This window comes from Azoarcus taiwanensis (genome assembly GCF_012910885.1).
GTDB classification, from domain to species: Bacteria; Pseudomonadota; Gammaproteobacteria; order Burkholderiales; family Rhodocyclaceae; genus Azoarcus_F; species Azoarcus_F taiwanensis.
The window spans coordinates 1-11413 of record NZ_WTVM01000128.1; the positions used below are offsets into that span (position 1 = coordinate 1).

Annotated in this window: 8 protein-coding genes and 2 pseudogenes; 1 reads left to right on the forward strand and 9 read right to left on the reverse strand. The window is 66.4% G+C overall.

Annotated features, from left to right (window positions below):
- The 6 genes and pseudogenes from GPA21_RS16275 to GPA21_RS16300 form a co-directional block, all read right to left on the reverse strand.
- Window positions 1-356 (reverse strand): annotated as a pseudogene (locus GPA21_RS16275) (GTPase); the annotation flags it as partial.
- Window positions 357-648: 292 nt separating this feature from the next.
- Window positions 649-1914, reverse strand: coding sequence for a serine hydroxymethyltransferase (gene glyA, locus GPA21_RS16280; protein WP_168989185.1), 1266 nt, complete (start codon window positions 1912-1914; stop codon window positions 649-651).
- 71 nt (window positions 1915-1985) lie between these two features.
- On the reverse strand, window positions 1986-3218 hold the full coding sequence (locus tag GPA21_RS16285; protein WP_168989179.1) for an aspartate aminotransferase family protein: 1233 nt from the start codon (window positions 3216-3218) through the stop codon (window positions 1986-1988).
- Between the two features lie 85 nt (window positions 3219-3303).
- Complete coding sequence (locus GPA21_RS16290) at window positions 3304-4023, reverse strand: glutamine amidotransferase (RefSeq protein ID WP_168989180.1); 720 nt, start codon at window positions 4021-4023, stop codon at window positions 3304-3306.
- A complete protein-coding gene (locus GPA21_RS16295) occupies window positions 4020-4835 on the reverse strand; it encodes a YggS family pyridoxal phosphate-dependent enzyme (protein ID WP_168989181.1) in 816 nt (271 codons plus the stop codon). The genes GPA21_RS16290 and GPA21_RS16295 overlap by 4 nt, the downstream gene beginning before the upstream one ends.
- Entirely contained in the window at window positions 4835-6076 is a 1242-nt protein-coding gene (locus GPA21_RS16300) for a benzoate/H(+) symporter BenE family transporter (RefSeq protein WP_002924125.1), read from the reverse strand. The genes GPA21_RS16295 and GPA21_RS16300 overlap by 1 nt, the downstream gene beginning before the upstream one ends.
- A 111-nt stretch (window positions 6077-6187) precedes the next feature.
- Here GPA21_RS16300 and pdxR point away from each other — a divergent pair, with 111 nt between their 5' ends.
- Window positions 6188-7675, forward strand: a complete 1488-nt coding sequence (pdxR, locus tag GPA21_RS16305) for a MocR-like pyridoxine biosynthesis transcription factor PdxR (protein ID WP_168989182.1) — start codon at window positions 6188-6190, stop codon at window positions 7673-7675.
- Window positions 7676-7765: 90 nt separating this feature from the next.
- On the opposite strand, the pseudogene GPA21_RS16310 reads toward pdxR, so the two are convergent.
- The 3 genes and pseudogenes from GPA21_RS16310 to GPA21_RS16320 all read right to left on the reverse strand — a co-directional run.
- A pseudogene (locus GPA21_RS16310) lies at window positions 7766-8475 on the reverse strand (DUF5983 family protein).
- A gap of 130 nt (window positions 8476-8605) precedes the next feature.
- The gene (locus tag GPA21_RS16315) at window positions 8606-8998 is read right to left on the reverse strand and encodes a hypothetical protein (protein ID WP_168989183.1); all 393 of its coding nucleotides are present in this window, start codon (window positions 8996-8998) and stop codon (window positions 8606-8608) included.
- A gap of 792 nt (window positions 8999-9790) precedes the next feature.
- On the reverse strand, window positions 9791-11413 hold a 1623-nt coding region (locus tag GPA21_RS16320; RefSeq protein WP_168989184.1), incomplete at its 5' end, for a DNA topoisomerase III.

Consider the following 11413-nt stretch of genomic DNA (forward strand, 5'->3'; position numbering starts at 1 on the left):
GTGTACGGCTTGCCGTCGGCAGTGAACTCGGTCTGCTCCTCGGGCGTGTCCGCGCGCTGGCCGTCAAAGCGGCGCCTGGCGTAGGGTTCGACGTGCACCTTGGCGCCTTCGTCGGGGACCTCGGTCACGAGCGTGCGATCGAGCACCGCGAACTCGGCGCGCCCCGTCTTGACCACGATGGCCTCGTCGGTCACGGCGATGGCCTTGCCCTCGAAGGGCTTGGGATCGATGTGAAAGCCCAGCGTCGAAACCTTGGGCTGGCCATCGAAGATGTTGAACTTGAAGGTGCGGATGTTGGAAGGCACGTGGCCGCGAACGAGCGTCGGCATCTGTGCGCGGATGGATCGGGTATCCATGGATGGACTCCTTGTGGAAACCAAGGGACGTCCGCCCTGCAAGGGAGGAAATCCCTTGAGGGTTGAGGAAGTGACGCGCCGAGGCGTCGAGCAGGACAACGACCAGCGCGACGGATCGCGCCGCAGCCTTGAAGATCTTGGCTGCCTGGGGATGCTGCCGACGTCAGTCGGCGGGGCAAGGCGTCAGCCTGCCACGGACGTGGATCGGGATTTCCGGCCAATCGGGATCGGTAGCCGTCTCATTCTTTGGGGGCGCGGCTACCGCACGCGGCATTACGAAATCCAGCAGCGCCTACCGGTAGACGGGATGGCGACGACACAAGGCCACCACCTGCTCCCGAATCCTCCCTGCCACCTGCTCGCTGCTGCCGGCCTCCAGCGCATCGAGTACGTCGCACAGCCAACCGGCCAGGTCCTCGCATTCCGCCGCACCGAATCCGCGCGTGGTCACGGCGGGTGTGCCGATGCGCAGCCCTGAGGTCACGAAGGGCGAGCGCGGGTCGTTGGGGACCGAGTTCTTGTTGGCGGTGATGTACGCGGCGCTGAGTGCGGCGTCCGCTTCCTTGCCGGTATAGGGTTTGTTTGAGAGGTCGATCAGTATCAGATGGTTGTCGGTGCCGCCGGACACGATGCGGTAGCCGCGGCGCTGGAGCACGGCGGCCATGGCGCGGGCATTGACCACCACCTGCCGCTGGTAGGACTTGAACGCCGGAGACAGGGCTTCCTTGAAGGCCACCGCCTTGGCGGCGATCACGTGCATCAGCGGGCCGCCCTGGATGCCGGGGAACACGGCGGTGTCGAGCTTCCTGTAAAAACCATCATCCTGGCCCTTGGCCAGGATGATGCCGCCGCGCGGGCCGCGCAGCGTCTTGTGGGTCGTGCTGGTCACCACGTGGGCATGTGGCAGCGGATTCGGGTATTCGCCGGCGGCCACCAGGCCCGCCACGTGGGCCATGTCCACCCAGAAGATGGCGCCCACCTTGTCGGCGATGGCGCGCATGCGCGCCCAGTCCTTGTAACGGGAGTAGGCGGAGAAGCCGCCGATGAGCATCGTGGGCCGGGTTTCCAGCGCAATGCGCTCCATCTCGTCGTAGTCAATCAGTCCCGTTTCCGGATCGAGGCCATAGGGCACGATCTTGTAGTGCCGGCCGGAGAAGTTGGACGGATTGCCGTGGGTCAGGTGGCCACCCTGGGCGAGGTTCATGCCCATCACGGTGTCGCCGGGATGGGTCAGGGCCAGGAAGACCGCCGCATTGGCCTGCGCGCCGGCATGAGGCTGGACGTTGGCGTAGTCGCAGTCGAACAGCGCCTTGGCCCGCTCGATGGCCAGGCGCTCGGCCACATCCACGTGCTCGCAACCGCTGTAGTAGCGCTTGCCCGGATAGCCCTCGGCATACTTGTTGGTGAACACCGTGTTCTGGATGGCCATCACCAGCGGACTGGCGTAGTTCTCGGAGGCGATCAGTTCAGCGTGGTCTTCCTGCCGGCGTTCCTCGCGCAGCACGGCTGCCGCCAACTCGGGATCAAAATCGGAGAGCGTCAGGGATGGTTCATACATGGGTGGTCGTCCTGTGGTCTGAATTGTTCGGGTCCGGAACTCGATGCGGTCGGGGGCGTTGATGCCCAGCTTCATGCCGCTGCTTCCTGCGGCGTCGTTTCGACGGGCGCTGCAGGGCCGTCCGATACGGTCGGTGACAGCAGGTGGGCGAGGCGCGCCACGATGTCGTCGATCTGCGCTTCGTCGCAGACCAGCGGGGGCAGCAGCCGGATGGTGTTGCCGCGGGTCACCGTGATGAGCAAGCGCTGTTCGGCCAGGGCGCGCCCGACCAGCTCAGTGCAGGGCCTGTTCAGTTCGATCCCCGCCATCAGGCCCTGGCCACGGATGGCGACCACGTCGGGGTGGCTGCCCAGTGCCCGCTGCAGGCCGTCGAGCAGGCGCGAACCGAGCAGGGCGGCCCGCTCAGGCAGGTTCTCGCGCGTCATGATGTCGAGCACCGAGCACGCGACCCGGCAAGCGAGCGGGTTGCCGCCAAATGTCGAGCCGTGCTGCCCGGGTGAGAACAGGTCGGCGGCTTGCCCCCGCGCCAGGCAGGCGCCGATCGGAAAACCGTTGCCCAGCGCCTTCGCCAGCGTGACGACATCGGGCGTGATGCCCGCATGCTGGTGGCCGAACCAGGCGCCGGTCCGGCCCATGCCGGCCTGGATTTCGTCGACCATCAGCAGCCAGTCGTGTTGGTCGCACAGGACACGCAGTCCGCGCAGGTAATCGGCTGCGGCAACCCGGATTCCCCCTTCGCCCTGCACCGGCTCGACGAGCACCGCCACGATGTCGGGCCACTGCGCGGCAGCCTGGCGCACCGCGTCGAGATCGTTGTAGGGCACGCGCACGAAGCCCGGCATCAGTGGCTCGAAGCCGCGTTGTTTCGTGGGGTTGCCGGTTGCCGAGAGCGTTGCGAGGGTGCGACCGTGAAAGCCGTTCTCCATCACGAGGATCTGGGGTTGCGCCACCTGCTTGCGATGGCCATGCAGGCGCGCCAGCTTGAGCGCCGCTTCGTTGGCTTCTGCCCCCGAGTTGCAGAAGAAAGCCTTCTGCATGCCGGTCAATGCGCACAGGCGCTCGCCCAGCCGCTCCTGCCAGTCGATGCGAAAGACGTTGGAGGTGTGCAGCAGCAGCCCGGCCTGCTCGCTGATGGCGGCGGCGATCTTGGGGTGGGCGTGGCCCAGGCTGGTGACCGCGATGCCGGCAATGGCATCGAGGTACTCGAAGCCTTGTGCATCCCACAGGCGTGCGCCGGAGCCGCGGACGAAGGAAACGGGTTGACGGGCATAGGCCCGCATCAGGTGCGACGCGTTGTATTGCATGACTGCTGCCTCAGGGAGGTGTCTTGGATAACGTGGGATGGGCTGGAGCAAGTTGAACCGAAGTGGCACGGAGAGCGTTTCGCCGTCATGGCTGGCTGCAGGGCGGTTCCGATTCGACGCCGTCGAGCCAGCGGGAGAACGCCGCCCGCGCAGCCTGCGGTAGCCGTGTTTGCAGGGCGCATGCCTGGGTGCGCAGTGCGCGCGGGTCGATTCCCGTCTGGGCCAGTTCGCAGGCGTGTCCGACCAGCCAGCGCTCGATCTGGCGCGGGTCTGCCTCCAGGTGGCATTGCAGCCCAAGCACATGGCGCCCGACCGAAAAGGCCTGGTTGGGGCACACATCCGTCCCTGCCAGCCGCAGCGCGCCGGGTGGAATGTCGAACTGATCACCATGCCAGTGCATGACCGGCACGTTGCCCAGCGCGACCAGCGGCGAGGCTTGACCTTCTGGTGTCAGCGTCAGTGGCGCAAAGCCGATCTCCTTGGCACCCATGGGGGCCACCCTGGCGCCAAGCGCGCGCGCGATGAGTTGCGCGCCCAGGCAGATCCCCAGCAGCGGGCGATGGCCGTCCAGCCGCCGACGCACCAAGGCCAACTCATCCACGATGAATGGATAGGCCTCGTCGTCAAAGGCGCCGATGGGGCCACCGAGCACCACCAGCAGGTCAGCAGTATCGACAGCGCGGGTGTTCAACGCATCTCGAGTCGCATCGACATACTCGATCGTGTAGCCGCGCGCTTGCAGCAGGGGTTCCAGCGTTCCCAGGTCTTCGAAATCCAGATGGCGAATGGCGATGGTGGTCTTCATGATCGGGGTTCCTTTGTTTGGGGGTCCGTCGGCCAATAGTGGCTGTCGGGCAAGGGGCGGGCGCCGAAGAGGGCCTGGCCGACACGCACCACGGTGGCACCTTCCTCGATGGCGATCTCGAAGTCGCCGGACATGCCCATGGACAGCTCATCCAGGCCAATACCTGCGGCGGCGCTCTGGCGCAGTCGGTCCCGCAGGGTGCGAAGCAGGATGAAGCACTGCCGTACCCGTTCGGCCTCACTGGAGAACAGTGCGAGCGTCATCAGGCCGCGCACGCGAAGGGCAGAGAAGGCCGGCAGGGCGCGCACGAAGCCTGGGACATCCTCGGGTGCCAGGCCATATTTGCTGGTCTCGCCCGAGGTGTTGACCTGCACGAACACGTCCAGTGAGCGTCCCTCGATCTGCAGGCGGCGTTCCAGTGCCTCGGCCACGCGCAGGCTGTCCAGCGCCTGGAACTCGTCGGCGAAGCGCGCCACCATCCGCGCCTTGTTGGTCTGCAGGTGGCCGATGATCGACCAGCGCAGCCCGCCGAGATCCTGCGTGGCTTCCCATTTGCGATGGGCCTCCTGCACCTTGTTCTCGCCCAGCATCCGGCAACCGGCCGCGTAGGCCATGCGAATACTGGCCTCGGGCTTGGTCTTGCTCACCGGGAGCAGGCGCACGTCCGCCGGATCGCGACCCGCGCGACGGCAGGCGGCGTCGATGCGTGCCCGCACGGCGGCCAGCTTGTGGCGGAAGTCCTCCACGGTGAGGGCCTCGGGATAACGTCCATGCGGGTCGTGATCACACAGGGCATCGACAGAGGGGCGCATCAGCTCACCCCCTTGTTCGCGGGGGCGGGCGCCATTACCTGCCTTGGCGCTCGTTGGGGCAGGCGGCCGTTGAGTACCGCATGCGCCACCAGCCCGATCACCAGGCCCCAGAACGCACCACCGATGCCCAGCAAGCTGATGTTGGCGGCTGCGGCCAGGAAGGTGATCAGCGAGGCCTCGCGCGCCTTCGCATCGGCCATGGCGCCGGCCAGGCTGCCACCGATGGTGCCCAGTAGCGCGAGGCCAGCCAGCGTGGTGATGAAGGTCGCCGGGAAGGCCATGAAGAGGGCGGCCAAGGTCACGCCGAACACCCCGACGAGGATGTAGAAGACCCCCGCGGCGATGCCGGCGATCCAGCGTCTGGAGGGGTCTTCGTGCGCTTCCCGGCCGGTGCAGATCGCGGCCGTGATGGCGGCGATGTTGAACGCATGGGAGCCGAACGGTGCCATGAGCAGCGAACCGAGCCCGGTGATGGTCACGATGGGGTTCGCACTGGTCTTGAAGCCGTCGTTGCGCAGCACCAGCATGCCCGGCATGTACTGGCCGGTCAGCGTGATCAGGAACAGCGGCAGTGCCACGCTCAAGGTGGCGTTGAGCGAGAACGCCGGCATGGTGAAAACCGGCGCGGCGAGTTGCAATGCCAGCCCCGACAGATCGACGCGATCCTCGATGAGCAGGAAGGCCAGCCCCAGCACCAGGATGCCCACCACGGCATAGCGTGCGGTGAAGCGTTTGAGCACCAGATAAGCCATGATCAACAAGCCCGCCAGAACCGGGTCGATGCTCATGCCACCGAAGGCACCGATGCCGAACTGCAGCAGGATGCCGGCCAGCAATCCGGCGGCAATGCCCGGTGGGATCAGCCGGATGGCCTTCTCGAAGTACCCGGACAACCCCAATGCCACGAAGGCCGCCGCCGAGAGCAGGTAGGCACCGATCGCCTCGGCATAGGGCGTGGTCGCAAGTGCGGTGATGAGGAACGCGGCGGCCGGCGTGGACCACGCGGTAATGATCGGCTCACGTGCCGTCCAGCTCAGGACTATCCCGGTGACGCCCACGCCGATCGAGATCGACCACACCCAGGAGGCTGTCAGCTCCGGGCTGAGGCCGGCCACTTTCGCTGCCTGGAAGACGAGGATGAAGGTGCCACCGTAGTTGACGATGACTGATACCAGCCCGGCCACCAGGGGATGGGCGAGATCGCTCGGACAGATGGGTGAAGGCGAGGTGGATGACGACATGGCGGGCTTAGGGCTCCAGGAGAGTGGGGGATCGATCTGCTCCGAAAGCAGCTTTTTAAGCCTAAAATGGCCCGTTGTTCCCCACCACTTTCGTTAAGCGATACCGGCCAATTGTTCAAGCACGCTCAACTCGAATCGGTCAAAGCCTGGATTGGAGACCCCGCCCATGGCGCCTTGCCGCTGCATGCCCGCATTCAGCGCGCCCTCCGGCAACTGATCCTCGACGGCGCACTCGACGTCGGCAAACCGCTGCCGGCGTCGCGGGCATTGGCCCGGTCGCTCGGCGTTTCGCGCGATACGGTCGAGTCGGCATACAGCCAGCTGCATGCGGAAGGCTTCATCGAACGGCGCGTGGGGAGCGGCAGCTTCGTGTCCGAGCGGGCGCAGGCCTCGTCAAGGCGCGGCACCGCGCGGCGCCCCGGGCCCCAGCGCGAGTCGGTGCGTCTGAGTCAGCGTGGTACATCGATCCTTCAGGGCGGCGGCGTGCGCGACTTTGTTGCGCCAAGGCCGTTCGCCCCCGGGGTGCCGGAGACGCGCAGCTTTCCGCTGCGAACCTGGGAGCGCCTGGAACGACAGGTGTTGAAGGACTATGGCACCCAGGCCTTGCGGCACAGCCCGCCCCAAGGCGTGGAGCCGTTGCGACGCGCCATCGCGGACTACGTCAATCTTGAGCGGGGGGCGCGTGCCACGCCCGAGCGTGTGCTGGTACTGACCAGCTCGCAACAGGCGTTGGCCCTGTGCGCAACCGTATTGCTCGACGCGGGCGACCGGATCTTCATCGAAGACCCCGTCTACCACGGTGCCCGCAAGGCGTTCGATGCCGCCGGGCTAGCGTGTGTCCCCGTGCCGCTCGACGACCAGGGCATGCAGGTGGCGCGCCTGCACGATGCGGCGAGCCCGGCCAGGGCGGTCTTCCTGACGCCCTCGCATCAGTTCCCGACCGGCGCGACGCTGGCGCTGGATCGGCGGCTCGCGGTGATCGAATGGGCGCGGCAGAACCAGGCCTGGATCATCGAGGACGACTACGACAGCGAGTTCCACTATGCCGGCAAGCCCACCGCCTGCGTGCAGGGGCTCGACCCGCACGATCGGACGATCTACATCGGCACCTTCACCAAGTCGCTGTTTCCTGGCCTGCGCATCGGTTACGTGGTCTTGCCGCCCCAGCTCGTGGCGCCCATGACGGTGGCGCGGACCTTGCTGGACGGGCACAGCGCATCCATCCCGCAGCTGACGCTGGCACGCTTCATCGAAGGGGGGCATTTCGGCGCCTATGTGCGCGCGATGCGTGGCGTCTATGCCGACCGGCTCGACGTGCTGGCAGGGCTCGTGCGCGCGCATCTGGCCGACTTCGTCGAACCGAGGGTGCCGGCAGGCGGAATGCAGATGCCCTGTGTCTTCACCCACGACATCTCCGAGCGCGCGGTCATCGATGCCGCGGCTCGGGCGGGAATCGATCTCCTGGGGCTGACGGCGCTGCATGCCTCGACCAGGCACAGGGCCGGTTTCCTCATGGGGTTCGCGGCTTACACGCCGGCTGAACAGGAGACGGCGGTCGAGCAGCTCGCCAGGGTGCTTCGGGAACTGGAACGCCGATAGCAGCATGTGGGCGGACGCATACAAATCGTCGGATGGAAAGCCCGAATCGGCGAAAGTGGGACGAGCCCCGCGAGGGGGCTCAAGTGAGGGTCATTCGTCACCGAACACCGTCAATCCCTGCAGTATCCGTGCGTCGGCATCGAACACCAGCATGCGAACGTCGGCGAGTGCAGCCAGGTGCAGTACCTCCACGAGGGATTCCGGCATGCCCTTGGCCCGGTGTTCCTGCCGCAACTGATTGGTAGAGATGCCCTCGACATGCTGCAGGTTCGCGTCCGTCCAGGGGGTGGCGATCAGCTTCACACCGATCGCGGGGCTGTACGGGATGCGGAAGGCGACGAATAGAAAGCCGCTCGGCGTGGCGATGTCTGCCAACTCGGCGAGGAAGCGGCCCGCCTCGGGGGTGAGATGAGTGCTGCTGATCTCCCAGCACCGGCTGTAGAAGCCCGTCTCGAAGCTCAGCCGCCGCACGACTTCCCGCGCGGCCTCCGCCGAGTAAGTGTCGCCGACGTGCACGGGCTGGCCGAAGTCGCCGCCGCATAGACCACGGTGCGTACTACGCCCTCGGTCTGGCTCTGGGCCTCCAGGTCGTTGGGAATATCCTGGCCTTCGGTGATCAGGGCGAAGTCGTTGCTGAAGACGCAGGGGAAGAGCGCGACCTGGTCGTCGGGCAGATGCGCCTGGCTGGGATGCAGCGGGCGCCAGATCGGCGGGCAGTCGTCCTCGTAGGTGATGCACACGGAGCGGTCGATACTCAGGTTCCGATAGCCGCGAAGAAAGGGATTTGATTTTGGGGACATGGGATTTCTCCGTCAGAGGAGGGACGGGGCCAGTCCCCTGCCGGGGATGGAGCCCCGGCGGCTGGATGAAGAGAACTTGAAGGCAAGAGGGACATGGAAAACAAGCAGGTGGCGAACAAAAGAAGCGGGATCACCAGCCGCTGTAGTTCATGACCAGATCGGCGATGACCTTGCGGCGCTCCAGATCGAGACCTCCCAGATCGGAAAGCCCCTCGAAACCGCAACGCCTGAGCATCGCGCCACCCTCGCGGGCGTTGTAGAAGCTCACCATCGCGGACAGGAACATGCGCTGGCCGCCGCTGAGGACATCCAGGGCGTCGTTGAGCAACAGCACCCTGGGGCGCAGATCCCACTTGCTGGTGGCGCGCTGCAGGCCTTCGGGGGTGCCGTCGCCGAACCACTCGGGGCCGGCGATTTCCGCACCGCGCTTCCACGCTTCGAAGAAGGCTCGCGGGGCGTCGGCGAAATGCCGTTCTTCCGCGGCGATCTGATCAAGTACGTCTTGGGGCAAAGACTGGTTCATGAGATGGCTCCTGGTGGTTGAAGGACCGGGAGCCCACCACCCGGACGGGAGCGGATTTCTCCCGAGGGGTTGAAGGAAGAGGCATCGGCGTCGGAAAGACGCTCATCCGCGGTGGGCGATGCGAAGCGGACTGGCTCGATCCACGCGGCCAACCGCGTTGCAGCCTTGAAGACCGGAGCTGCCAGGGCATGGTGCTGACGACCGTCAGCAACACATGGCCGCAGGATGAACGCGACGCATCGCAGGCGTCTTTGGGGAATGCGTATCGCCCCCAGGCCGTTTTGAGCTGGTGTGATGCCGATTGGGATCAGGCACAGACCAGCAGGCTGAAGGCCCTTGAGCCCTCAGCCGGAGAAGAGAGAAACCACCCGTGGGCTGTGGCAGTCCCGGCCGTCGTCAAAGCCGCTCACCGCATCAGCAATCGCACTCGACCCGTGTCGTGGCTCGGGTCGACATCCTTCGGCACACATCCGCGCACAAAGGGAGCCCGTTGTTCCGCCGGCGGGCACCGGCACCGAATACCATCGACCCGATGGGTCTCCTGACGGCTCGCCACGAAGCGATCGGCCAGACGTCAGGAGACCTCTCGTCATCGACGGGAGCACCTCGATCAATGGAATCGCGGCAGACGCGATTCGTGGAGGAACGGCCTTCTCATCTCGCGGGCCTGTCACAGGACAGCGAGACGCGCACACCGTTGCAGAAGGAGGCGTGTGCTGGGGAGTCCCGCAGGGTGCGGGAGGTTGGCCTCGCCGGTGGAAACGGCCGGCGTGGCGAGGGGATTCGTCGGCGTCAGGACGCCTTGCGGGAAGCTCGCTGCTTGCGCGGCGGCCCGCGTTTGCCTGTCGGGCTATCGATCGGCAGCGTTCCCTTGCAGTCCGGATAGCGGCTGCATGACCAGAAAGCGCCGGTCTTGCCGGTGCGCTGGCGCATGGGTGCGCCGCACTGTGGGCAGGATGGCGACGGCGGCAGCTTGATGGCGAGCGTCGCGCCGCGGTACTGCTTCACGAGCTGGGCTACCCAGGCGGATTGCCTAGCGAGGAACGTGACCAACGTCATCTGACCGGCCTCGATCATGTCCAGCGCCTGCTCCCACACCGCCGTCGTGCCCGGATCGGCAATGGCCGCAGGCACGGTGTCGATCAGGGTGAAAGCCGCATCCGAGGCGCGGATGGCGCGACCCTTCTGCAGCAGATAGCCGCGGCCGAGCAGGCCGCTGATGATGCTGGCGCGTGTGGCTTCGGTGCCGATGCCCGTCGTGTCCTTGAGCTTTTGCTTCAGGCGCGGGTCGGTGACGAGCCTGGCGACACCCTTCATGGCCTTGACCAGTTCGCCCTGCGTGTAGGGCTTGGGCGGCAGCGTCTTGAGCGCCTTCAGATCGACATTGCCGACCTGGCAGGACGATCCGGCTTGCGGCGCCGGTAGCACCTGACTGCGCTGGGCGTCATCGCCATCCGCAACGCTTTCCTCCGGCGCCGCCAGTACCTGGCGCCAGCCGGCCACGACGATCTGCTTGCCGGTGGCCTGCAGCGACTGTCCGCCGCAAGCGAGCTGCACCACCGTCCGATCGAACTCGTGATGGGGCAGGAACTGCGCCAGGTAATGCGCGCGGATCAATCGATAGACGGCCAGTTCCTTGTCGTTCATGGCCGACAGGTTGGCGGGTTCCAGCGTTGGGATGATGCCGTGGTGCGCCGTGACCTTGGTATCGTTCCAGGCGCGCGAGCGCTGAGCCGGGTCCAGGCGGTCGATCAACGGGCGCAGGCCGGGATCGGTCTTGACCAGGCTGTCGAGAGCGGTCGGTACCTCGGCCAGCATGCTCTCGGGCAGGTAGCCCGAGTCGGAGCGCGGATAGGTCGTCGCCTTGTGCGTCTCGTACAGCGCCTGGGCGATGTCCAGGGTCTCCTGCACGTCCAGGCCAACCTGCCTGGAACACTGCTCCTGCAGCGTGCCCAGGTCGAACGGCAGTGGCGGCCCTTCGCGCATGCGTTCGGTCTCGACCGATGTCACCTGGGCGCTGGCGGCGGCGCGCATGCGTTCCGCTGCCTTCTGGGCGATCGGCTGCTGAAGACAGCGGCCGGCGTCATCCGTACAGCCTTGCGGCGGTGTCCAACTCGCCGTGAAGGACTGCCCCGCATGGGACAGCGCCACCTCGACGGTCCAGAACGGCACCGAGACGAAGCCTGCGATCTCGCGGTCGCGATCCACCACCAGCTTCAGTGTCGGCGTCTGTACCCGGCCTACCGACAGCACGCCGGTGTAGCCGGCTTGGCGCCCCAGCAGCGTGAACAGCCGGCTCAGGTTCATGCCGATCAGCCAGTCGGCACGCGAGCGGGCCAGCGCCGAGTAGTAGAGCGGCAGCGTCTCGGCCGAGGGTTTGAGCGCGCCCAGTGCCTTGCGGATCGATGCATCGTT